Source organism: Chryseobacterium sp. HMWF035, assembly GCF_003094695.1.
Lineage (GTDB): Bacteria > Bacteroidota > Bacteroidia > Flavobacteriales > Weeksellaceae > Chryseobacterium > Chryseobacterium gambrini.
The window spans coordinates 73625-98344 of sequence record NZ_QEHP01000015.1; the positions used below are offsets into that span (position 1 = coordinate 73625).

Genomic DNA, 24720 nt, shown 5'->3' on the forward strand with positions numbered 1-24720 from the left:
GAATCTTGTTTTTAATTACGTTTTGTTTCTTAGGTCAGTAATTAAAAACGTCAAGCCTCCGAAATTTCGGAGGCTTGATTTTCATTGTGTGTGTTTTTTTAGGCTGCTTTCTAACCTTTGCTACCTTTTTTAGTATCTGTTACAGAGCATTTCTGCTCTGCAATCACGATACAAATATTATCATTTGTGCTTTAAATCTTTGATTCTGAAATAATTTTTTTTTCATCATTTGTGTTTTCAGAATCAAAAATCACTTTTAACTATCGGTTAATAATTGTTTGCTTTTGTTGATACAAATGTAGGCACATTGTGGTATATAATTCTAATAAATCCTTTAGATATATATCGCTAAGCTTGTAGATATTTATCTACAACAATAAACAATTCAATACTTTATCGAAAAATTAATCATTTTAATAAAAAAAATCATGAAATATTGCAATTTCATGATTTCAATTTCAAATTGTATTTTAAAGTTTAGTAATGATTTTTCATCACTTCGATAAGTTCTACAATATTTTCAATTTTAAGTTTATCGAAAATTCTTTTTTTGAGTGTACTCACCGTATTCTGTTTAATATCAAGCCGGTTGGCTATTTCGAGATTTCCAAGACCTTCCGCATACATTTCCGCAATCTGGAGTTCCCTTTCCGTTAAAGACAACAAAGGATTAATGAGTGTCGGGTTGCTTATGGAGTTTCTCAACAAAGCCTGTGTAACCTCAGAAATATAACTTCCATGGCTGTACATTTTCTTAATCGCTTCCGCAATCTCCTCTTCCTCGCTCAGCTTGCTTAAAAATCCGTCTGCTCCTGCGTTTAAGAATTTTAAAGAATGGGCGCTTTCTTCAATTCCTGTAAAAATGAGAATCTTGGTTTTCGGACTCATCTTTTTAATCTCCGGAACAACAGTAATGCTGTTTCCATCGGGAAAATGAGCATCTATAATCGCAATATCCACAGGTTGTTCCTGTATGGAAATCATAAGCTGCTCCAGATTGGAAGCGTGAAAAATCTCACTCTCCCAATCCATATCTTCCAGAAGAAAAACAATTCCCTGTCTTATCAGGCTATGATCATCCGCAAGTAAAAATCTTACAGATCCTGAATTTATTCCACTCATTTACTGATATTTAAATTAACAGAAAAATGTACGGTTGTCCCTTTTCCTTCTTCGCTAGAAACAGAGATATTCCCATCATACAAACCAATGATTTCTTTGCATAAACTCAATCCCAATCCTGCTCCGAGATTTTCCACATCTTCTGATAAAACTCCCTGATAATAAGGTTCGAATATCTTTTCAAGATCAGATTTGGAAATTCCGACACCGGTATCGCTGATTTCCGTAATCAAAGATATTGTATTTTCGTCAACAGGCTGCGTTTTTGCAGTGACTTTTATCTGTCCGTTTTCAGTAAATTTATTTGCATTTCCCAGAATATTCATGAAAATCTGGTTGATCTTTTTATTATCAGAATAAACATTGATATCCGGATGTATATTTTCATCAATAATGAATCTGTTGTTTCTGGTTTCAATGTAGGGTTCGATGGAGGTAAGAATCGAAGTGATCTCGTTTTTAAGATTGAACTTCACCGGAATCAGTTTATTTTCCACAGCCTGATTTTTGGTGTATTCCAAAATCTGGTTTGCCTGCATCAGCAGAGAATCATTGGTAAAACTGATGGATTTCAGATATTCCTTCACCTTTTCATCCTGCGTTCTTTTATTAATTCTGTTGATGAACAACCCTATAATTTTCAGAGGCGATCTCAGTTCGTGACTCAGCATTCCCAAAATTCTGTTTTTGAAATTAAGGTTTTCACTGATCTGCTTATTGGCAGCATTCAGTTTTTTCTCATAAATAAATGCAATTCTGGTCAGGAACATAATCAAAACGGAAACAATGAACATCAGGATCATCGCACCGAATACCAGATTCTTTCTGATTCTGTTGCTTTCGGAATTCTGTTTTTGGTATTCTTTTTCCAGCTCAGCTTTCGAATCTTTAATGGCAACATCATAAATATTCATCAGACCGTTGCTGTAAACGAGAAGATTATTAAAGATTTTATAGAAATTACCGCTGTTGTTCTGGTTTCTGACCACATTTACCTGAATCTTCTTAATTTCTCCTTTATAATGATTGTTAACTTCATTAAAAATGCTGTCGAATTCAGCCTTAATATTGGCGGGATTGGGTTCCTTTCCCTGTTTTACCGTGATAATTGTACTTTCCTTCCGTACATTTTCTTTTCCAGAAATAGCATCTCCCAAACGTCCGAAAAGTCCTTTTTTCTTTACCGTATCGGAGATTGTTTTTGTTTCTACTTTAAATTTATCGAAATCGTAGTTTACGCTGTATTTCTCCAGTTTCGGAAGGCTGTTTTCTACTTTGAAGTTCGATTTTGTAGAATACTCGTAGGTAGAGTCTATCAGAGATTTTAGCTTTTTTATCTCCATAGAATCTTTTTTCTTGGAGGTTAACACGTTTTTAAGCTTCGGATATTTGTTTTCGTAATGTCCGATGCTGTCGAGATTTTTACCCAGTTTATTAAGAGAAGTAAAATATGAATTGAGATAGGTATTATCATTACTCACCATATATTTCTGAAGAAAACTCTGTGCATTCAGGAGTTCTCCGCGGGAATTGTCCGTAAGATTTTCCAGTGTGTGAACTTCTTTCAGCTGATTTTCAAAAAAAGTTAAATTCTTTTTCGATATAAACTCGTTATAGAAAAAGCCTGCGATAAGAAGCTGGATAAGCAGGATACAAACGAGTAATGAATAATGAATAATTTTCCTCGCTTTAAAATTCAATAATTTCTTAGCCATTTTTGTTTGTGTTATTAGTAAGTGTTTTTAGTGTGTTTTTTAACTAAAAAAGAATTTCTGTCAAAAGATTAAAACGATCATTCGAATATGAAATTTTTAAACTAGTTTAGCATAAAAATAGTAAAAAATCCTGTAAATAAAGTTTTTACAGGATTTAAATTTATTTAAACTTCAATATTTATAAAGTTTTGAATTGCTCTAATGTTCTGATATCATTTTCAAAGAACATTCTGATGTCGCTCATCTGATAAAGAAGCATTACAATTCTTTCAATTCCCATCCCGAAAGCATATCCCGAATATTTCTCCGGATCTATGTTTACATTCTTCAAAACGGCAGGATCTACCATTCCGCATCCCATGATTTCCAGCCATCCCGTTCCTTTCGTGATCCTGTAATCTGTTTCCGAGTTTAATCCCCAATAAACATCAATTTCCGCACTTGGCTCCGTAAAAGGGAAATAAGAAGGTCTGAGTCTGATTTTTGATTTTCCGAAAAGTTCAGTCGTAAAGAACTGAATGGTCTGCTTCAAATCTGCAAAGCTTACATTTTCATCAATATATAATCCTTCAATCTGGTGGAAAATACAGTGAGAACGTGAAGAAACCGCTTCGTTTCTGAACACTCTTCCCGGCGATAAAATCCTGATCGGCGGTTTATTTTCTTCCATGTAACGGATCTGTACGGAAGAAGTGTGTGTTCTTAATAAAATATCGGGGTTCTGCTCGATGAAAAATGTATCCTGCATATCTCTCGCCGGATGATATTCCGGAAGATTCAGTGCTGTGAAGTTATGCCAGTCGTCCTCGATTTCAGGTCCGTCTGCCACAGCAAAACCGATAGATTTAAAGATCTCGATGATCCTGTTTTTCACTAAATTGATCGGGTGTCTTGATCCCAGATCCAAAGGAAACGCCGGTCTTGTAAGATCTTCTTTTTCTACGATAATAGAAGATGCAGAAGCATTTTTCAAATCCTCCAGTTTCACGTTAACAGCCTGCTTCAGGGTATTGATCTTCTGCCCGAAATCTTTCTTCTGGTCGTTGGGAACTTCTTTGAATTTTTCAAAAAAATCATTCAGAATTCCTTTTTTACCATTATACTTGATTCGGAAGTTTTCGATCTCCTCCTTAGATGTAGCATTAAAGCTGTTTACCTCAACGAGTAATTCTTCTATCTTTTCTATCATTGTTTTACCCTTTCAAAATGTTTTGCAAAAATACGGTTTTTCAGTTGAATAATTTTCTTAAAAATGTTAAAAAATCTGCCTCTTTTGGGGAGGCAGACTTCAATCACTTATTTCACTTAAATAAAAAAATTATTTTTTTTCTAAAGCTTTCACGTTGATCTGAAGAGTTACCTCATCTTTTATCACGCCATTTTCGGCGGGAGCCTGAAACTTCACCCCAAACTCTTCTCTCATAATGTCTTTCGGTTCTGTAGCAATATTTACCAGACCTTCCTTCACGGAAACATTGGCTTTAAACTGAACCGGTTTTGTAATTCCTTTGATGGTTAAATTCCCATCCAGTAAAGTATTATAATCTCCTTCGGATGAAGGGGTTACTTTGGTAATTTCATATGAAGCCGTGGGAAATTTTTCTACCTCGAAGAAATCCCCGCTTTTCAGATGCCCGTTAAGTTTGTTTAAATTTTCGGTATCGTTTTTCAGATCTTCAGAAGTAAGGGAAGCCATATCGGCAACAAATTTTCCGCTTTCCAGCCTGCCTTCTTTTACGGTAACATCGCCGCTTTCGAATTTAATGGTTCCGAAATGGCTTGTGTTTTCAGATTTAAAAATTTTATATCCCTTCCACTCCACTCTGCTGTTAAGGGTATCCACAACATATTGTGCCCCGTCTTTTGTAGTTGCCACTTCATTGCTATCGCTGGAAAGGGGTTTTTCCTTTTTACAGGAAACCACTGCAGCTAACGCGAAAAATGCAGGAATAACCAGCGAAAACAGCTTTTTCTTCATGATTTATAAATTTTTATTACTCCCGCTAAAATAATAAAAAATATTGTTCTTTCCTAAAAACATTTCAATTCATTACTTTTGTAATATGCTATTAGAAATAAATCATTTAAACTTTTCCTATTCTAAAGAAAAACCTTTGTTTCAGAACCTCAATCTCGGCTTTGAGGGAGGTAAAATTATTGCGCTTGCCGGAGAAAGCGGATGCGGAAAATCTACTTTACTGAGCCTGATCTACGGATTGCTGGACTGGGAAAGCGGTGACATTATTTTTGACGGTAAAAAATTACTGGGACCTAAAGGAAATCTGGTTCCGGGAGAAGCTGAGATGAAATTTGTTGCCCAGAATTTTGATCTGATGCCTTATGCAACGGTTGCTGAAAATGTAGGAAAATTTATTTCGAATATTAATCTCGCAAAAAAGAAGGCAACGGTTTCTGAACTTCTGGAAGTTGTCGGGTTAGAAGAATTTGCTCCTATTTTACCTAAATATCTGAGTGGCGGACAACAACAAAGAGTTGCCATCGCAAGAGCACTTTCTGTACTTCCGAAGCTTCTGATCCTTGATGAACCTTTCAGCAATCTGGATTTTCCGAGAAAGATTGAACTGAGGGAAAAGCTTTTCAGATACGTAAAGCAGAATAACATTTCTCTGGTAATTTCCACGCACGAACTTCAGGATATTATTCCGTGGCTGGATGAAATTATCGTGCTGCAAAACGGAAAAATAGTACAGAAAGGAAATCCCGAAGAAGCTTTTAAAAATCCTTATAATTCTTACGTTGCCAAACTTTTCGGGGAAGTAAATATTTTCAGTGAAAGTGAAATGCAGGATTTTCAGATTTCAAAATTTTCCTATTATCCGAAAGAAATAAAAATCTCTGAAAACGGTTTTGAGGCGGAAGTTCTGGAGAGCCGTTTCGCAGGAAATCATTACTGGAATAAAGTAAGGGCAAAAGATAAAGAAATTATTCTGTATTCTGATGAAAAACTGAACGGAACTATTGCTGTTTCATTTGGTTAAATTCTGACGAATATTTATGACGAAACTGAAAATCATAGCCCAGATTGAGCGGCGTGTCTGAGCTCTTTTCTTAGTTTCGGCGGCTGCTCCGCAGCCGCCGAAACTAAGAAAAAGCGAGTAGCGAAAGCTGGAAAAAGCTCCTGAAAAAATCCCGTAACGATCGCATTCTCTACAACTTATTGTGGATTTGTGGATAAAAAATACAAATGTAAGAATTGGGTTTAAAACTTTTTCTTACATTTGTATATCAACAGCATAAGGAAATTTTTGGTTAATTCTCTTTCTGCCTCCTGAGACGAAATCCGTTTATTCTAGACAAACAATGCAGTCTCTTGAAAGATTACCCTGTCCAATTCTTTCCTTTTTTTATTGCTTTATTTTCTTCTTCTGAAAGAAAAATCCTAAAAATTAAGCTTTTTTCACAAATTCAGATTTCAGTGCCATAGAACCGAAACCATCGATTTTACAGTCGATATTATGATCGCTGTCCGGTCTCAGACGGATATTTTTAACTTTTGTTCCTGCTTTTACAGGTTTTGGAGCTCCTTTTACGGGAAGATCTTTAATAACCACCACAGAATCTCCATCCTGAAGTTCGTTTCCGTTAGAATCTAAGATTTTCCCTGAATTTGATGCATCTGCGCTTTCTTCTTCGGGATTCCATTCGTAGAAACACTGGGAACAAACCATCATATTATCGCTCGGATAAGTAAACTCGGAGCTGCATTTTGGACAAAGTACAGTATCACTCATATTTTTAATTTTTTGCAAAGTTAATTTTTTAATACCTTCAATTAAAATTTAATAACATGAGATATATCCGTAGATTTTTAATTTTTATTTCTTTAGTCCTGTTTTTCAGGTTATTTGTTCAGATATTTAATGAAGTTGACTTAATTCCTAATTACACAATGACATTTGTTGATGAAGAAATTTCCCAAGTCGACCATTTTCAGAATTTAAATGAATCTAAAGAATATTCAAAATCCCAGATTTACAAATATCAGAAAATCAACAAAGAAAGATCAGATAAAGCCAATTCGCAGCTTATAATGATTGTTGTTTTGGTTATTATTCAGTTGTTTTTCTATTTTTCTAACCACAGAGAAAGCCCAAAGCAAAATTTTGAATTCACAGACTAAAATTTTGAAACAGAAATTCTCAGCAGAAATTCGTACTTTTGCAGATTCAAAATAGCAGAACCCAATTTTATGGAATTGATACACAGAAACCTGGCAATCGGAATTCACGATGCTTTGCAGGAAACATTTTTCGAAAAAAATAAATACGCCGATAAAGTAATCGAAAGACTTTTGAAAGCGAATAAAAAATGGGGAAGCCAGGACAGAGCAGTGGTTTCTGAGATTTTCTATAACATCATCCGTTGGAAAAAACGCCTTGAATATTACATGGGGGAAGGTGTAAAGCCCAACAATATTTATAAATTAATCATTGCTTATCTTCTTTGGAGCAAAACGAACTATAAAAAATTTGAAGAATTTGACGGAATAAAAATCGCCGACATTCTTACCAAACTGAAAAAAGGAACCGTTCCTACGAAAGCAATCGAACATTCTATTCCGGAATGGCTTGCCGAGACTTTAGAAAAAGAACTGGGTGAAAAGTGGGAAAAAGAAATGTATGCCCTGAATGAGCAGGCTCCGACGGTTTTAAGAGCAAATTCTCTGAGAACAACAACGAAAGAGCTTATCTCTGATCTTTCTGATGAAAACATCGTTTCTTACCCTATTAAAAATTATCCGGATGCAGTACAATTGGAGGAAAAAAAGAATGTTTTCCTTACCACTGCTTTTAAAGAAGGTTTATTTGAAGTTCAGGATGCATCATCACAAAAAATCGGGTATTTCCTTGATGTAAAGGAAGGACAGAGAGTTGTAGATGCTTGTGCAGGTGCAGGAGGAAAAACGCTTCACTTAGCCGCTTTAATGCAGAATAAAGGACAGATCATCGCACTGGATATTTTCGAATGGAAACTTGCCGAACTGAAAAGACGTGCAAAAAGAGCCGGAGCGCACAACATTGAAACCCGCATGATTTCTGATAATAAAGTAATTAAAAGGCTTCATGAAAAAGCAGACCGATTATTGATCGATGCTCCGTGTTCAGGTTTGGGCGTTTTAAAAAGAAATCCGGACAGCAAATGGAAAATCGATCAGGCTTTTATCGACAGAATTAAAATTGAACAGCAGCAGATTCTTCAGGATTATTCTAAAATGCTTAAAAAAGGGGGGAAAATGGTTTATGCAACGTGTTCTATTCTACCTTCTGAAAATAATTTGCAGGTTGATGAATTCATCAGAAACAATCCGAACTTTAAAATGATTAAAGACGAAAAAGTAATGCCAAGTGAAGGCTATGACGGATTCTATATGGCTTTAATTGAAAGAGTTTCTTAAAAAACATTCTTTATATAATGAACAAAACTACTCTTTTCAGGGTAGTTTTTTTGTTATACTCTTCATTACAAAAGACAATTGTAACGAGATTTTAAGGTTCTCAAAAGAATAAAAATCAAAGATGTTTAAAAACTGTTGTGGTCTTTTTCATCTCTGCTAAATAACTTTATAAGGATTCTACTAATCTTTTGTAGCTTTTGTAGTTAAAAAATGAATTTCTAAAGAATTATCTTTGCTAAAACCATTTCAAATTATGCATCTAAGAATTTTAGTAAGCTTCTTTACTTTTTTATGCTGTTTATCTTTTGCACAGACGTACGAAGTACAGTACCTCAGTTCATCCAACGGAAAAGTTTTAACGGAGCAGCCTCCCACTCTGGTCTGGGCAAATGAAAAGGAAAATTTTATCCTGAATAACAAAATCAGAGAACAAAAAGCAGATTTTCCTTTCGAAATTACGAAAATTGAAAAACCTTCGAATACGGTTATTTCTTATGCGTTTTTAAAATCTGACGAAATTATTTCAACTTCAGACAAAGAATCTGTGGCAAAACAGACTTTTGAATTTACCAATGAGACCAAGAAAATTTTAGGCTACACTTGCAAAAAAGCAGTTACCAAAATCAATTCCAACACTATTGAAGTCTGGTACACCAACGATCTGAAAATTCAGGGAGGACCTTCTGTAATCGGGCAAAATCTAGGATTTGTTCTGGAAATTGAAAGAAATAAAAACTCTCTGATCACCGCTCAATCTATTAAAAAAGTTAAGAAAACTGACATTGATGCTATTCTGAAAGGATCGATTAATTCAACCGATCAGTTAGGTTACAGAGATCTTTTGTGGAAAAGCAGATTCACTACCCTTAAAGTTTTTGATCATGAAACCATTAATTTTTCAGATCAATCTAAATCTGACGAAAACATAAAAAGATTCGCTAACGGAACCATTATTATGAAAAAAATTAAGTTCCCGAAAATTTCTGATGGCGAAAATATTTTCGTTGAATTAAAACAACAATCCAACGGCGACGCGTACGACAGAACAGGAACCGTATTTTTTGTACCACAGGACAAATCTCAGTCGTTTTTCGACGGACTGGAAAAAGGCGTAAAAACACTTCCTGTGTATGAGAACGGAAACGGAAAACAATATTACGGAATTACAGCAACGGAAAATTACAGTCCTACAGTAGAAATGATGAGATTTTTTACGGCGTTCGGGATCAATAAGTTCAATCATATTCAGTTAAAAGATAAAAACTGGCAGACCATCAGTCCATATCGTGAAGACATCACAGACCTTAAACCTTCCCTTTCTGAAAAGGAATTATGGATCGGAACATTCATCGGAAATTACGATAAAGGCGGTCATAAAGTCAGTTTGGAAATCACCATTCACAAAAGCGATCAGACCATCTATAAAAACAATACGGTTATTCCTTTATTCAACACTCTGAACATTATGGAAATGGCGGGACAGGATTATTCTACCATGTTTAATAATGATAAAGGACTGTTTGTAGAGTTTACTTTAAAAAAGGATCTGAAAAATGCCCAGTTGAAATATACAACAACCGGTCATGGAGGCTGGGAAAACGGCGATGAATTTGTACCGAAAGCCAACTCGATCTTTTTAGACGGAAAAATGACCTATTCTTTTATGCCGTGGAGAACCGACTGCGGATCTTATCGTCTTTATAATCCGGCTTCAGGAAATTTTCCGGACGGACTTTCTTCATCAGACCTCAGCAGATCGAACTGGTGTCCCGGAACGGTTACCAATCCCAATTTTATACAACTTGGAGATTTAAAAGCCGGAAAACATACCATTCAGGTAAAAATTCCGCAGGGCCCGACTGAAGGAACGAGCTTCAGTTCGTGGAACGTTTCAGGAGTTCTGTTAGGTTCCGAATAAAAACAAAACCTTCTCGCAAACTGAATTGCAAGAAGGTAAAAACACAAATGATGAAAAAAAATTATTTCGAGCCACAAAGTAAGGGTTAAAATTTGTAGAATAAATTACCATACATTAAGAAATATCTCATAATAATTTCGTATGTAATGAATAAATTAGAGATCTGAGTTAAAAAAATCAACTAAAATCATATTTTTAATTTAAAATAATTAAATTTTTACTTTATTTTAAATTAATTAATTAAAAATATTAACTTATTTAATTTTTTTGTTGTTATTTTTAAACCACTATTCTACTTTTGTTTCAAATTAAATGAAAAAAAAATGTGTGGAATTGTATGTTTGTTTGACACCAAACAAAAAACCGAAATATTAAGACCTCAGGTTCTTGAAATGTCTAAAAAAATTCGTCACCGCGGTCCGGACTGGAGCGGAGTGTTCCAGAATGACAAAGTGGTTTTCTCTCATGAAAGACTTGCCATCGTGGATCCTACCTCCGGAAAACAGCCATTATTTACCAAAGACGGAAAAATAGTTCTTGCCGTGAACGGTGAAATCTACAATCACAGAGAACTGAAAGAAGAATTTCCTGATTACGAATTTCAGACACAGTCAGACTGTGAAGTTATTTTAGCTTTATATCAAAAATATGGAAAAGATTTTGTTGAAAAATTAAACGGAATTTTTGCCTTTTCTTTATATGACACAGAAAATGATGTGTATCTCATTGCACGCGATCACATGGGAATCTGTCCTCTATATCACGGTTGGGATAAGAACGGAAACTATTACGTTGCTTCAGAACTAAAAGCACTGGAAGGAGTTTGCAAAACCATTGAGACTTTTTTACCGGGACATTTGGTGTACAGCAAAGACGGAAGCGAGCTTCAGCAATGGTATAAAAGAGACTGGGAAAGTTTTGATGCCGTAAAAGATAACGAAACGGATATTGAGAAATTAAGAAAAGGACTGGAAGATGCGGTTCACAGACAATTGATGAGCGACGTTCCTTACGGAGTTTTGCTTTCAGGCGGATTAGATTCTTCTGTAATTTCTGCGATTACGGCAAAATTTGCAAGACAGAGAGTGGAAAGCGGAGATACACAGGAAGCGTGGTATCCGAGATTGCACAGTTTTGCAGTCGGTTTGGTAGGATCACCGGATTTGGCAGCAGCTCAGAAAGCAGCAGAACACATCGGTTCGGTTCACCATGAAGTTAATTTTACCGTTCAGGAAGGTCTGGATGCGGTTCGTGATGTTATTTATCATCTGGAAACGTATGACGTAACGACGGTAAGAGCTTCTACTCCGATGTATCTTTTGGCAAGAGTGATTAAATCGATGGGAATTAAAATGGTGCTTTCGGGAGAAGGTTCTGATGAACTGTTCGGTGGTTATTTATACTTCCATAAAGCTCCGAATGCGAAAGAATTCCATGATGAAACCGTAAGAAAATTAGGAAAACTTCACCTGTACGATTGTTTAAGAGCCAACAAAGCGTTGATGAGTTGGGGAATTGAAGGACGTGTTCCTTTCTTAGACAAAGAATTTATGGATATTGCCATGACTGTGAATCCAAAAGATAAAATGGTAAATGCTGCCGAAGGAAAAATTGAAAAGTGGGTTCTGAGAAAAGCTTTCGAAGATATTCTTCCGGAATCTATTGTCTGGAGACAGAAAGAGCAGTTTTCGGATGGAGTCGGTTATTCATGGATCGATACTTTAAAAGCCGTTGCTGAAAAAGAAGTAACGGATGAAATGATGGCAAATGCAAAATTCAGATTCCCTTTAAATACACCTCAAAACAAGGAAGAATACCGTTACAGAACAATTTTTGAAGAGCATTTCCCAAGCGAAACTGCGGCTGCAACAGTTCCTTCGGTTCCTTCCGTTGCGTGTTCTACGCCAATTGCACTGGAATGGGATGAAGCGTTCAAAAACATGAACGATCCGAGCGGAAGAGCAGTAAAAGTGCATGAAACGTCTTACGGTGAGTAGGCTTAAGTGTGTATGAGTGTGAGCGTTTTTTGAGTTTGTGAGATGGATTTTTTATTCTTCATTTTTTATTTAACAAATAGAAGATGAGCATTCTGAAACGAAATCCTGAACTCTAAAAATCTAAACTTTACATAAAAATTTATCAATCCTGTAGCAATACAGGATTTTCTTTTGCATTTACCTTAGTAATATTGTCAGAATTTAACCGTTAATCAAATATATTATCTAATAAATAATTATATTTGGAAAACGAAAATATCAATTATAAAAAAATGAGAAGAAACATTACTATCTTATTTGCTTTATTATCCATGACTTTTGCTTTCGGACAGGGAAAATATGGTAAATATCTTAGCTCCAAAAAACTGGCAATGGTGTATAAAAGTGTGAAAGATGGCGATAAAGACGACTTCTACCAACAATACTACTGGCTGGTAAAAGCGGAACAGCTGAAAACGTATCCTCACCTTAAAGATATAAAACCGAAAGTTTTATATGAATTTGTAAAAAAAGTGAATCCTCAGAATCCGACTAAAAAACTGGATGCAAGAGGTAAAGAACTTAGAGAAACCGCAGAATTATCCTTAAACCAGTATTTCAAAAACAAAAATCTGGATAACAATTCTGTTTTAATGTACAATCTGGAAACGTATGTAGATCCTTCTAAAGGACAGTATTATACAAAAGTTGATGCAGAAAAGATCAAAGAACTGGTTCCGAAAGAGCTTTATGCTTTCAACTCCAACAACAGAAATACAGGAGAAGATAAAACCTATTATCTTTGGATTAATAAAGAAAAAGACGATTTCAATATCGTAGACATTATTCCTGAAGAGAAAGAAAATAAAGCGTTCTATGCGAGAGTGAAGCAGTATCTTCCAAGCTATAAATTCTCAAAATATGTTCCTTCTGTGAAAAAAGGGACAAAAACGGACAGAACAGATGCAGATTTCTACTACATCATGCCGTTTGAGCAAAACACAGATAACATCGAATACAAAACAAAAGATTTCAAAACTTTTGAATTAAGCCAGTACAGAAAAGCCGGCGAAGAATGGAAAGGGGTTGAAAAACCAAGAAAATAAATAAAAAAGTCCTGCGAAACTTCACAGGACTTTTTTATTGGAATATTTTTTAATACAAATGACACAAATTTTTGCACGAATATTCACAATTGCTCGTAAAATTTAAGAAAATAGAATATTATAAATGTCGTTATTGATAACATCATCAAAAACTTAAAATCTAACAGTTCAGGAGTATCAGGAAAAATATTGCGGCAAATAGATTTCTCCTTCGTGGAAATGACAGCTTAATCCATCAATTAACATCTTCTCTTTATTAAAAGGAATAAAAATTGCTCTGAAAATTACATTCTCATTTTTTTTGAACCAAACAAATCTGGAAACTTTTCCAGTAAAAATACATGTCAGAAACACTTTCGCAGCCTCAAAATTCAGTTAAAAAAATTCTACCGCTGATTCTTGCAACGGCTATCTTCATGCAGATGCTGGATTCCACTATTCTGAATACTTCACTGCCTTCCATCGCAAAAGATCTTCAGGAATCTCCGCTGAATATGCAGAACGCCATCATCAGTTATGTACTTACATTAGCTGTTTTTATGCCGGCAAGCGGATTTCTGGCAGACCGTTTCGGAACCAAAAAAGTGTTTATATTTTCTCTGATTCTTTTCAGTCTCGGATCTCTGTTCTGTGCCATGTCTCAAAATCTTACACAGCTCGTTATTTCCCGTGTCATTCAGGGTATTGGAGGAAGTTTGATGACGCCTGTCGGAAAATTAGCTTTAATTAAAACTTTCGATAAAAGTGAATTATTAAAAGCGATGAACTTTGCCATTATTCCTGCACTGATCGGTCCCGTTCTCGGTCCTTTGGTGGGAGGTTATATGGTAGATTATCTTTCGTGGCACTGGATTTTTTTAATTAATATCCCGATCGGAATTCTGGGAATTGTTTTAGGCATAAAATTCATGCCCAACTACACATCCAAAGACGTTGATTTTGATCTGAAAGGATTTTTGATCTTTGCAGCAGCCTCTCTCCTGCTGTCCATTGCTTTGGAACTTTTCGGAGATATACAGAATACCACACCGGTTCTGGTCATTTTCATTCTGGGATTTCTTTGTCTCTACTACTATTACAAACACGCCAAACGTGATGAAAGTCCTATTTTTCCTTTAAATTTGTTTCAGGTAAGAACTTTCAGAGTCGGAATTGTCGGAAATCTTGCCACCAGATTAGGAATCAGCTCTGTTCCGTTGCTTTTACCGTTAATGATTCAGATTGCGTATAAACAATCGGCAGTAACTTCCGGCTGGATCATCGCTCCGATGGCTTTAACCGCAATGTTCGGAAAATCGTATGTGATAAAAATCTTAGACCGTTTTGGTTACCGACAGACTTTAATGACGAATACTTTTATTATCGGAACGCTGATCTGTCTTCTCGCAATTCCCGATATCAACACCTCATTGTATTGGTTTATTCCTATTATTTCCATTTTGGGATTTTTTAATTCCATTCAGTTTACTTCGATGAATACCATTTCTATTGCAGATCTTCGAAATTTTCAGACCAGCAGCGGAAATTCACTTATATCCGTCAATCAACAGCTTGCCATCGGATTCGGAATTGCTTTCGGATTAATTGTACTTAAAATTTTTGAAAATACCGATCTTATTCACGGAGAAATCCACAACGCTTTCCGATTTACTTTTCTTACTGTCGGAATTCTCACGATCATCTCCGGATTTATTTTCCGCAGGCTTCATATTTCAGATGGGAAGAATATGAAATCGAAGGAGGATTGATAAAACAAACCGATTTGTCAATTTCCTAATTTAGGCAAAGAAAAAATCAATTGTTCATTGATTTAAGGAGCTTTTGCAGCTTTCGCTACTCGCTTTTTGAGGATTCGGCGGCTGCTTCGCAGCCGCCGAATCCTCAAAAAGAGCTCAGACATCCCACTCAATGAGCTCTGAAATTACGGAAAACATTTATTCAACAGGAAATTTCAGCTTTAGTTCTGGAACCACCCCGTCAAAATTTTTCCGAAATTTTCGCCACCCCTCCAAAGGAGGGGAATTTTTACATCCCAAATAAAAAACTGAAAACATCTGCTCAGCGCAATCATCAATCATCAATCAATCCCCCTTATTAACACAGATCAATGTACAGGATTTTTGCTTAAGATACCTTTGCTTAATAATACAACCATATTATGGCAACTAAAAAAATAGAAAAAATAGTATCTCCGAAACCTGCGCATTTTGTGGGCGACGGTTTTAGTGTTCATAATTTTATTCCGGGCGTTCAGGGAATGGATATGAAAAGGATGGATCCGTTCATTATGCTCGACTACAATTCAAAATTTCACTTTAACGGAACAGATCAGCCTCGCGGAGTGGGCGTTCATCCGCACCGAGGTTTTGAGACTGTAACCATAGCGTATAAAGGAAAAGTGCAGCATCATGACAGCGCAGGAGGAGGCGGAATTATCGGTGAAGGCGATGTACAGTGGATGACTGCCGCAAAAGGTGTTCTTCACAAAGAATATCACGAAAAAGAATGGGCAAAAGAAGGCGGAATTTTCCAGATGGTTCAGCTTTGGGTAAATCTTCCGTCGGTTTATAAAATTAGCTGTCCGAAATATCAGGCAATCAAAAATTCGGATATGACGAAAGTGGATCTTGGAGAAAACGGACATATTGAAGTGATTGCCGGAGAATATCAAAATCAGAAAGGTCCCGCTTTTACCTTCAGTCCGGTTCTCATGATGAATGCAAAACTGAAAAATGGTGGAAAAGCTGCATTCACCTTTCCCGAAAATTTCAATACTGCTGCATTGGTGATAGAAGGAAGTATTATCGTTAATGATGAAGAAAAAACACCACTTAATCATCTCGTTTTGTTTCAAAATGAAGGAGAAAATTTTACGGTAGAAGCAACAGAAGATTCAGTCGTTTTAATCATCAGTGGAATGCCTTTAAATGAGCCTATCTTTCCTCACGGACCTTTTGTAATGAATTCCAGAGAAGAAATTATGCAGGCTTTTGAAGATTTTAATTTAGGGAGATTCGGTTATCTTGCAGATTAATTTTAATTAAAAATCATCATCAAGCTGTTCTTTTTCTTAATTTTATATTTTAATGATTTCTCTGTCATTCAGAATGTAGCGGAAGCGAAGTGAAGAATCTATGAAGCTAAATAGATTTCTCCTACGTCGAAATGACGGATTCAATTGAAATTTTTAAATCATTATCTGAAAGTTTTCTCAAAATTCAAAACAAAAATTTAATACAAATAAATCACGCACATCATGTCAAACATCGGACTTATTATAGAAGAAAAATCTGCGGACATCGGAAACTTTCTGGTCGGAAGATTATTGCCTTTCCGCGAAAAAAGAGCAGTCGGACCTTTCGTTTTTATCGATCATATGGGACCATCCGACTTAAAAGATTATCAGAACCTGGATGTTCCGCCGCATCCGCACATCGGGCTTTCAACATTAACGTATCTTCTGGAAGGATCTATTTTTCACAGAGACAGCATCGGAAGTGCTTTGGAAATAAAACCGGGAGCCGTAAACTGGATGACTGCCGGAAAAGGTGTGGTACACTCTGAAAGAACTCCGGAATACCTGCGACATTCTGATAAAAGACTTCACGGATTCCAGATCTGGGTGGGACTTCCGAAACATCTGGAACAGTCTGAACCCACATTCCACCACATTGAAGCAGATGAAATTCCGGTTTGGGAGGAAGACGGAATTCAGTATAAATTAATTGCAGGGGAAGCTTTTGGGAAAAAATCGCCGGTTCCGGTTCACAGCAAGCTGTTTTTTATTGAAATTAAAACCAAAGAAGCAAAAAAGATCAGCATAGGAAAAGATCTTTACGGAGAAGCTGCCATGTACGTTCTGGACGGAACTGTTTCTACTGACGGAAATTCTTACAGATCTAAACAACTGATGATAGCCAAAAACACCCAACTCTGCGAATTTGATATGAGCGAAAACGGAACGGTTTATCTTTTCGGTGGCGAACCATTTGAAGAAGAGCGGTTTATATTCTGGAATTTTGTAAATTCCGAAAAAGAACTGATCGATCAGGCAAAAGTGAACTGGCACGACCAGAACCACGATGCTTTTCCTTTGGTTCCTGGAGATGAAAATGAATATGTACCGCTTCCGAAAGCTATTTTAAACAGAAAACCGTAATTCAATTTTTAAATCATACATGATGAAAATATTAGCATTTGCAGGAAGTACGTCTTCCACTTCCATCAACAGGGAACTTGTAAAATTCGTTCTAAAAGATTTTAAGAATGAAGAAATCAATCTGATTGATCTGAATGATTTTGATATGCCTGTTTTTTCCGTAGATCGTGAAAAGAAAGGCTTTCCGGAAGAAGCACACCACTTTTTGAAAGCGATAGAAGAATGTGATGTGATTATCTGTTCGCTTGCGGAACACAACAGATCGTACAGTGCGGCTTTTAAAAACGTTTTCGACTGGGCTTCAAGAATCAACGTGAAGGTTTTTCAGGAAAAACCGATGTTTCTGATGTCCACTTCTCCGGGAGGTTACGGCGGCGGAAATGTGATGAATACAGCAAAAATATTTTTCCCGAATTTCGGAGCGGATATCAAAGAAACTTTTTCGCTTCCTAAATTTTATGAAAATTTTGATCTGGAAAGCGGCGTTATCAATCCTGAAATGCTGAAAGAGCTGAACAGTAAAGTGGAGAATTTCAAAAATACGATCCGCAAATAATGACCAAAGGAAGATTAGAAGCCTTCAGTGACGGGGTTCTTGCGATCATCATCACGATTATGGTACTGGAACTGAAAGTTCCGGAAGGAAACGACTGGCAAAGCCTTAAACCGCTTATTCCTAAATTTTTGGCGTATATTTTCAGCTTTCTGTATGTAGGAATTTACTGGAACAATCATCATCACCTTTTTCAGACAGTGAAAAAAGTAAACGGAAAAGTTCTTTGGGCAAACCTTCATCTGCTGTTCTGGCTTTCCTTAATGCCTTTTGCAACGGAATGGATCGGAGAAACACATTTTGCCAAAAATCCTGTAGCCACTTACGGATTCGGACTGGGACTTTGTGCGACTGCCTATACGATTCTGGAAAATGCGATCATAAAATCCGAAGGGGAAAGCTCTAAGCTGAAACAGGCCATTGCTTCCCGTTTTAAGGAAAATGCATCCATAGTGCTTTATGTTTCAGGAATTATTGTTTCATTTATTTATCCTTATATTGCAGTAGCACTATATTATACGGTTGCTTTGCTCTGGCTGATTCCGGACAGACGAATAGAAAAAACTTTAAACGAAAATTGATATGGAAACACACGAATATGTAAACGGAGAGATTACCGTGCTCTGGCAACCCAAAAAGTGCATCCACGCCGCCGTTTGTGTAAAAACACTTCCGAAAGTGTATAACCCGAAAGAAAGACCGTGGCTGAAACCTGAAAATGCAACCGCAGAAGAACTTAAAAACCAAATCGACCTGTGTCCTTCAGGAGCACTGAGTTATCAATTTAATAAAGAAAAATAATGGCAATCACAGTAAAAGCAAGTCTGGGAACAGAAAAATACTACACCGAAGTTGTTGCGGGAGAAAACACGCTGATTACAGATGAACCTGTAGACAAAGGCGGCGGAAATAAAGGCTTCAATCCTTTTGAAATTCTTGCCACTTCCCTAGCAAGCTGCACAGCGGCAACCCTGAGAATGTACATCGACCGAAAAGAATGGAACGTCGAAAAAATAAATGTTGAAGTGGAACTGGAAAATTTTCCTTTAACGAAAAGAGCCATTTTCAAAAGAGACATCAGCTTTGAAGGCACAAATCTTGATGATGAACAACTGAAAAGACTTCACGCCATAGCGGATGCGTGTCCGATTCATAAGATTCTTACAAACGATATAGAAATATTAACCAAATTTTCATAATATGATTGAAGTAAAACAAACCAACGACCCGAAACACGGAAATTTTGAAGCATTCATAGACGGAAACCATGCAGGTTTAATGACGTACACCTGGGCTGGAGAAGAAAGATTCATCATCGATCACACAGAAGTTGAAGAAGCATACAACGGAAAAGGCGTTGGGAAAGAAATGCTTCTTGCAGCAGTAGATTTTGCAAGAAAGAACGGAAAAACAATTATTCCGCTTTGTCCTTTTGCCAAGGCTACTTTCCAGAAGCATGAGGAACTTCAGGATGTTCTGGTAAATAAGACTCAGGCTTAGTTTTAGGCTAAGGTTGACGTTAAGTTTGAGCTTCTGAGTTATCAGCCTTAACTTCAACATTACATATAAAACCTTCCGGAAATATATCCTGAAGGTTTTTTCTTTTTGGGCAGAACAGAAAAAAACTATATTTGCTAAAATTTAAATTAAAGCATGAATTCCGGAACTGTTCTTTTGCTGTTTGTTTTTGTCTATTTCATCGGACTTTTGGTTATTTCTTATTTTACAAGCCGAAATTCTGATAATCAGTCGTTTTTTATCGGGAATAAAAAAAGTAAATGGTGGCTTGTTGCTTTCGGAATGATCGGAACCAGCTTAAGCGGAGTAACATTTATTTCCGTTCCCGGAACAGTCGGGAAAATGACCGGAAGTGAATACATCTACGGCGGATTCGAATATTATATGATGGTGATCGGCTTTTTCATCGGATATTTTATTGTTGCCGCAATTCTTCTTCCGCTGTATTACAAAATGAACCTCACCTCGATTTATACGTATTTAGGCAAAAGATTTAATGTCGAAGCGCATAAGATCGGGTCAATATTTTTTATTATTTCAAGGGCAATTGGTGCAACGGCAAGGTTATATTTAGTGGTCAACGTTCTTCAGATTTTCCTTCTGGAAGGTTTGGGCGTTCCTTTCTGGGTTACCGCTTTAGTTCTGCTGTTAATGGTGCTTTTATATACGTTTGAAGGCGGTGTAAAAACAATTGTGATTACCGATACTTTGCAGACTTCATTCATGATTATCAGTCTGATTGCGTGTATCGTTTATATTTTATCCCATTTAAATTTATCATTTAGCGAAGCATATACTATTTTAGAACAGAAAAATTATACCCACTTCATCAATTTTGATCCGAATTCCAAAACATTTTTCCTGAAAACGATTTTAGGGGGAATTTTCATTACAATTGCAATGACAGGATTAGATCAGGAAATGATGCAGAAAAACATCTCTGTGGATAATCTTAAAAACTCGAAGAAAAATATGCTTACTTTCGCAGGAACGCTGCTTTTTGTGAATCTTGCATTCCTGTTTCTAGGTGGTCTTCTTTATCTTTTTGCTTTGCAGAACGGCGCAGAATATGGAAAAATAGACGGAGAAACCGTTACCAATATTTTCGGGTTCAAAGATTCTGCGGGTAACATTAAAAATATCATGGGAGACGATTTGTTTCCTGCTTTATCGCTTCAGGGACATTTCCCGATGATTATTTCCGTGATTTTCATCATCGGATTGATTTCCGCGCTATTTCCTTCTGCGGATGGCGCTTTAACTGCTGTTACGAGTTCATCCTGCGTAGATCTTTTGAATCTTAATGAAGACAAAAACAAGACGGAGAAAGAGAAAAAACAGCTTCGTATGAAAGTTCATTTAACGTTCACCATCATTTTCTTTATTCTGATTATGGTTTTTAAAGCTTTGAATGACAAATCGATTGTTTATCTGATCATGGAGATTGCAGGCTATACTTACGGACCGCTTTTAGGACTTTTCGCCTTCGGAATTTTCACAAAGTTTCAGATTTCAAAAAAATATTCAATTTTGGCGGTAACGATTTTAGCTCCGGTTGCAACATACATTATCAATTATATGGTAACAACGTATACGGATTACAGAATCGGGGTAGAGTTAATTGTTCTGAACGGGTTACTAACTTTCATTGGACTGTGGATCGTAAGACATAAATCTTATCTGAAGGTTGTTTAGAATAATAAACAACTGTTCTAAGCTGATGTTCTCTGCTTAATCATGAAAATTCATTTCTCTATTCTGAATGCGGTTTTACCATTATTTTTTTATGAATGGTGGTATATTCTTGTTTTCTTTGCCTTCGTTGTAATTATAGAGTCTTTGATTTTTTCATTTTTATTTAAAACCAGCGTTAAATTAATCTGGCATGATGTCTTTATCATGAATATATTTTCAACTCTTGGAGGTTTTATGATTCAGGGTATCATCAGATTAGGTTTAGGTATTTCATTATTTAGTTATTTAGATAGCTATGATTATTTTCCCGTCTTGGATATTATTTTTGGAAATGTAAAATCCCCTGTACATTCAAAAATCACCTCTGAAATCATTTTTGATTTAGAGATAAGTATTCTGATAACTTATATCATGTCAATCTTTATGGAATATTCTTCAGTCAGAAGGAATAAAGTATTGATCCACGTTGAAAAAAGTAAAATTTTTAAAGGAATTATCATAGCTAATCTGGTATCATATTCTTTGTTAAGTATCTGGATTTTTTACAGACTGAGCAATTTTTAGATTTAAAAACGTGAATCTTTCATATTTCCGTAAGCCATTAAAAAATTGTAAATTCGCATACAAATAAATCTTATATAATGAGTAAAAGTATTGAAGAGTTAAAATCTCTTACTACACAAATCAGAAGAGACATTTTAAGAATGGTTCATGCTGTAAATTCCGGTCACCCGGGAGGAAGTTTAGGTTGTACTGAATATTTCACAGCCCTTTACGGAAAGGTAATGAACTATCATCTTCCTTTCACGATGGAAGGTAAAAATGAAGATCATTTCTATCTTTCTAACGGACATATTTCTCCGGTATTCTATTCTACTTTGGCAAGATTCGGATTTTTTCCGGTTCAGGAGCTTAGTACATTCAGAAAATTAGATTCAAGATTACAGGGACACCCGACGACTCACGAAGGTCTTCCGGGCGTAAGAGTAGCTTCAGGTTCTTTAGGACAGGGGCTTTCTGTAGCTTTGGGTGTTGCTCAGGGTAAAAAACTGGACGGAGACAGCTCTTTGGTTTACTCTCTTCATGGCGATGGCGAATTGCAGGAAGGTCAGGTTTGGGAAGCATTTATGTACGCAGCAGCCAAAAAAGTAGACAATATTATTTCTACCATCGATTATAACGGACAACAGATCGACGGAAGTACAGATAACGTACTTTCTTTAGGAAATCTTCATGCAAAACTGGAAGCCTTCGGATGGACAGTTCTGGAAGAGAAAAACGGTAACGACCTTGAGGCGGTAATTGCCATTCTTGAAAAAGCAAAAACAGAAACCGGAAAAGAAAAACCGGTAGCCATTATTCTTCATACAGAAATGGGTTATGGTGTAGATTATATGATGGGAACTCACGCTTGGCACGGAAAAGCGCCGAATGATGAGCAACTGGAAACAGCATTCAAACAGTTATACTTAGAGGCTCCGGCTGACTATTAATATGAATGATTACTGATGATTGATGAATTATATTTTTACATCAATTATCATCCATCATTAATCAATTATTAAAATTTAAAATCCTCATGAAATTTACATATACAGAAAAAAAAGATACACGTTCAGGATTCGGAGCCGGATTGGCTGAACTTGCAGATAAAAATCCTAATGTTGTGGCGCTTTGTGCAGACCTTATCGGTTCTTTGAAGATGGAAAAATTCATTGAAAAGGCTCCTGAAAGATTTTTTCAGGTAGGTATTGCAGAAGCGAATATGATGGGTCTTGCAGCCGGTCTCAGCATTACAGGAAAAATTCCTTTTACGGGAACTTTCGCTAACTTTTCTACTTCAAGAGTTTACGATCAGATTCGTCAGTCGATTGCGTATTCCAATAAAAATGTAAAAATCTGTGCTTCTCACGCGGGTCTTACTTTGGGTGAAGACGGTGCAACACACCAGGTTTTGGAAGATATCGGAATGATGAAAATGCTTCCGGGAATGACGGTGATTAATCCTTGTGATTACAACCAGACAAAAGCAGCTACTTTAGCGATTGCTGATTTTGAAGGTCCGGTTTATTTAAGATTCGGAAGACCTGTAGTTCCTGTTTTCATTCCGGAAGATATGCCTTTCGAGATCGGAAAAGGGATTATGCTTCAGGAAGGAACGGATGTAACGATTGTTGCAACCGGTCATTTGGTTTGGGAATCTTTGCTTGCTGCAGATGAGCTTGAAAAAGAAGGTATTTCCTGTGAAGTGATCAATATCCACACGATTAAACCTTTGGACGAAGAAATCATCTTAAAATCTGTTGAAAAGACAGGAAAAATCGTAACGGCTGAAGAACACAACTACATCGGTGGTCTGGGAGAATCTGTTGCGGGAATGTTGGCAAGAAAAAGACCGACAAGACAGGAATTTGTAGCAGTGAACGATACTTTCGGAGAATCTGCAACGCCTGCTGAACTGATGAAGAAATATAAAATTGATTCTACTGCCGTGAAAGAAGCAGTGAAGAGAATTTTAGATAAATAATCAATTTGTTTTACATTAAAAAGCTGTTCCGGTTGGGACAGCTTTTTTTGTTTATACTTTTTTCTTTTATTTAAAAAATTAACAAATAAATTTGACCATCAATGGGATTATTATACTTCCTATAGACTCCTTTTAAATATTCATTCATTTCCCTGTAAGCATTATCTTTTTCACCGCTAAAACTATATCCAAATTCATCACCATAACTATTAACCAATTTGAAATTTTGAGAACCCGGATCTTTTAAAAAATTAAAAATAAAGGTCTGAATTTTTTTCTTCTTTACCATAACAAATTTATTTGTCCGAAATGAATCCATATAGCTTTCGGATATATTTTTAATAAGCTCAACCATTTCGAAACTATAATCACCATCTTCAGAATACACTTTTAATATTAAACCGGGTAACCCAGAAAATTTGTATGGACCGGAATTAATTGGAATTTCCGGAGCAAATAAAGCTGTCCATCTTCTTCCATCTAATTCTATTTTAGCTTCCTGAACTTTATAACCATTAAAATCAGAAGTATTATTATTCACTTTCCAATCAGTTTTTAAGGGCTCATTAAAAACAAAATATAAATCATTGAAATTTCCGTAATACTTATAATTTTTGTTCTCTTGAATAATTGTAAATTTTAAGTAAGATATTTTATTTTCTTCCTGAATATCTATTGAGTCTTTTTTGCTGAGAAAGTTATAAAATATACTTTTAGATTTTGATAAAGTTTCTAATCGCATATACTCTGTCTTATATTCTAGTTTTTCTTTTTGAGGACGAAAGCTTATTTTGTAAATAATCTGATAGTTTTGAGAAAATCCAAAAAAAGTTCCACAAAAAAGAAATATAAAAAAGAGTACATTTTTAAATTTTAGCTTAGACATTAATTGTTAAATTTTTCTTTTAGTATATTTTTATAAACATCCTGTTCCGGATTATTAATATGATTAAAATAGTTGTATTTTTTTAAGAAATAAAATTTTTGACAATTTACAGGAAGATATCTATTAATA

General features: G+C 35.9%; 24 protein-coding genes. 18 read left to right on the forward strand and 6 right to left on the reverse strand.

Going from position 1 to position 24720, the window contains the following annotated elements; translation table 11 throughout:
• Positions 1-477 precede the first annotated feature (477 nt).
• The 4 genes from DD829_RS02800 to DD829_RS02815 all read right to left on the reverse strand — a co-directional run bounded on the left by DD829_RS02800 (position 478) and on the right by DD829_RS02815 (position 4815).
• The gene (locus DD829_RS02800; protein ID WP_108409809.1) at positions 478-1122 is read right to left on the reverse strand and encodes a response regulator transcription factor; all 645 of its coding nucleotides are present in this window, start codon (positions 1120-1122) and stop codon (positions 478-480) included.
• Positions 1119-2837 carry a sensor histidine kinase gene (locus tag DD829_RS02805; protein WP_116547500.1) on the reverse strand — a complete coding sequence of 573 codons (1719 nt, stop codon included), beginning with the start codon at positions 2835-2837 and terminating at the stop codon, positions 1119-1121. Before DD829_RS02805 ends, DD829_RS02800 begins: the two co-directional genes overlap by 4 nt.
• A gap of 178 nt (positions 2838-3015) precedes the next feature.
• Positions 3016-4026, reverse strand: a complete 1011-nt coding sequence (gene pheS / locus DD829_RS02810; protein ID WP_108411033.1) for a phenylalanine--tRNA ligase subunit alpha — start codon at positions 4024-4026, stop codon at positions 3016-3018.
• Positions 4027-4155: 129 nt separating this feature from the next.
• The gene (locus tag DD829_RS02815) at positions 4156-4815 is read right to left on the reverse strand and encodes a YceI family protein (protein ID WP_108411032.1); all 660 of its coding nucleotides are present in this window, start codon (positions 4813-4815) and stop codon (positions 4156-4158) included.
• 85 nt (positions 4816-4900) lie between these two features.
• Here DD829_RS02815 and DD829_RS02820 point away from each other — a divergent pair, with 85 nt between their 5' ends.
• Positions 4901-5836 (forward strand): sulfate/molybdate ABC transporter ATP-binding protein, encoded by a 936-nt coding sequence (locus tag DD829_RS02820; protein WP_108411576.1) that lies wholly within the window; start codon positions 4901-4903, stop codon positions 5834-5836.
• A 408-nt stretch (positions 5837-6244) separates the two neighbouring features.
• Here DD829_RS02820 and DD829_RS02825 read toward each other — a convergent pair whose 3' ends face one another.
• Entirely contained in the window at positions 6245-6589 is a 345-nt protein-coding gene (locus DD829_RS02825; RefSeq protein WP_076395707.1) for a zinc ribbon domain-containing protein YjdM, read from the reverse strand.
• A 56-nt stretch (positions 6590-6645) separates the two neighbouring features.
• Between DD829_RS02825 and DD829_RS02830 the strand changes: the two genes are divergently transcribed.
• From DD829_RS02830 to DD829_RS02910, 17 genes are all read left to right on the forward strand, one after another.
• On the forward strand, positions 6646-6978 hold the full coding sequence (locus DD829_RS02830; protein WP_108409736.1) for a hypothetical protein: 333 nt from the start codon (positions 6646-6648) through the stop codon (positions 6976-6978).
• Between the two features lie 69 nt (positions 6979-7047).
• Positions 7048-8253: an RsmB/NOP family class I SAM-dependent RNA methyltransferase gene (locus DD829_RS02835; protein ID WP_076395703.1), complete on the forward strand. Its 1206-nt coding sequence runs from the start codon at positions 7048-7050 to the stop codon at positions 8251-8253.
• Positions 8254-8506: 253 nt separating this feature from the next.
• Positions 8507-10171 (forward strand): GLPGLI family protein, encoded by a 1665-nt coding sequence (locus DD829_RS02840; RefSeq protein ID WP_108409737.1) that lies wholly within the window; start codon positions 8507-8509, stop codon positions 10169-10171.
• 323 nt (positions 10172-10494) lie between these two features.
• The gene (gene asnB / locus DD829_RS02845; protein ID WP_116547501.1) at positions 10495-12168 is read left to right on the forward strand and encodes an asparagine synthase B; all 1674 of its coding nucleotides are present in this window, start codon (positions 10495-10497) and stop codon (positions 12166-12168) included.
• A 272-nt stretch (positions 12169-12440) separates the two neighbouring features.
• Positions 12441-13253: a hypothetical protein gene (locus DD829_RS02850; RefSeq protein WP_084196489.1), complete on the forward strand. Its 813-nt coding sequence runs from the start codon at positions 12441-12443 to the stop codon at positions 13251-13253.
• A 341-nt stretch (positions 13254-13594) separates the two neighbouring features.
• The gene (locus DD829_RS02855; RefSeq protein ID WP_108410615.1) at positions 13595-15001 is read left to right on the forward strand and encodes an MFS transporter; all 1407 of its coding nucleotides are present in this window, start codon (positions 13595-13597) and stop codon (positions 14999-15001) included.
• Positions 15002-15411: 410 nt separating this feature from the next.
• A complete protein-coding gene (locus DD829_RS02860; protein WP_108410616.1) occupies positions 15412-16287 on the forward strand; it encodes a pirin family protein in 876 nt (291 codons plus the stop codon).
• Positions 16288-16509: 222 nt separating this feature from the next.
• Positions 16510-17412 (forward strand): pirin family protein, encoded by a 903-nt coding sequence (locus tag DD829_RS02865; protein WP_108410617.1) that lies wholly within the window; start codon positions 16510-16512, stop codon positions 17410-17412.
• A gap of 22 nt (positions 17413-17434) precedes the next feature.
• A complete protein-coding gene (locus tag DD829_RS02870) occupies positions 17435-17968 on the forward strand; it encodes an NADPH-dependent FMN reductase (RefSeq protein ID WP_108410622.1) in 534 nt (177 codons plus the stop codon).
• Positions 17968-18546, forward strand: a complete 579-nt coding sequence (locus DD829_RS02875) for a TMEM175 family protein (RefSeq protein ID WP_108410618.1) — start codon at positions 17968-17970, stop codon at positions 18544-18546. Before DD829_RS02870 ends, DD829_RS02875 begins: the two co-directional genes overlap by 1 nt.
• A gap of 1 nt (position 18547) precedes the next feature.
• On the forward strand, positions 18548-18766 hold the full coding sequence (locus DD829_RS02880) for a (4Fe-4S)-binding protein (protein WP_087707574.1): 219 nt from the start codon (positions 18548-18550) through the stop codon (positions 18764-18766).
• Positions 18766-19164 carry an OsmC family protein gene (locus DD829_RS02885; protein WP_087707571.1) on the forward strand — a complete coding sequence of 133 codons (399 nt, stop codon included), beginning with the start codon at positions 18766-18768 and terminating at the stop codon, positions 19162-19164. Before DD829_RS02880 ends, DD829_RS02885 begins: the two co-directional genes overlap by 1 nt.
• Position 19165: 1 nt before the next feature.
• Positions 19166-19465 carry a GNAT family N-acetyltransferase gene (locus DD829_RS02890; protein WP_175608849.1) on the forward strand — a complete coding sequence of 100 codons (300 nt, stop codon included), beginning with the start codon at positions 19166-19168 and terminating at the stop codon, positions 19463-19465.
• 153 nt (positions 19466-19618) lie between these two features.
• Positions 19619-21178 (forward strand): sodium:solute symporter, encoded by a 1560-nt coding sequence (locus DD829_RS02895; RefSeq protein ID WP_108410619.1) that lies wholly within the window; start codon positions 19619-19621, stop codon positions 21176-21178.
• A 42-nt stretch (positions 21179-21220) separates the two neighbouring features.
• The gene (locus DD829_RS24050; RefSeq protein ID WP_108410620.1) at positions 21221-21742 is read left to right on the forward strand and encodes a hypothetical protein; all 522 of its coding nucleotides are present in this window, start codon (positions 21221-21223) and stop codon (positions 21740-21742) included.
• A 77-nt stretch (positions 21743-21819) separates the two neighbouring features.
• Positions 21820-22671, forward strand: a complete 852-nt coding sequence (locus DD829_RS02905; protein WP_076392612.1) for a transketolase — start codon at positions 21820-21822, stop codon at positions 22669-22671.
• An 86-nt stretch (positions 22672-22757) separates the two neighbouring features.
• The gene (locus tag DD829_RS02910; protein WP_087707565.1) at positions 22758-23705 is read left to right on the forward strand and encodes a transketolase family protein; all 948 of its coding nucleotides are present in this window, start codon (positions 22758-22760) and stop codon (positions 23703-23705) included.
• Positions 23706-23775: 70 nt separating this feature from the next.
• Here DD829_RS02910 and DD829_RS02915 read toward each other — a convergent pair whose 3' ends face one another.
• A complete protein-coding gene (locus DD829_RS02915; protein ID WP_116547502.1) occupies positions 23776-24591 on the reverse strand; it encodes a GLPGLI family protein in 816 nt (271 codons plus the stop codon).
• Between the last annotated feature and the right edge of the window lie 129 nt (positions 24592-24720).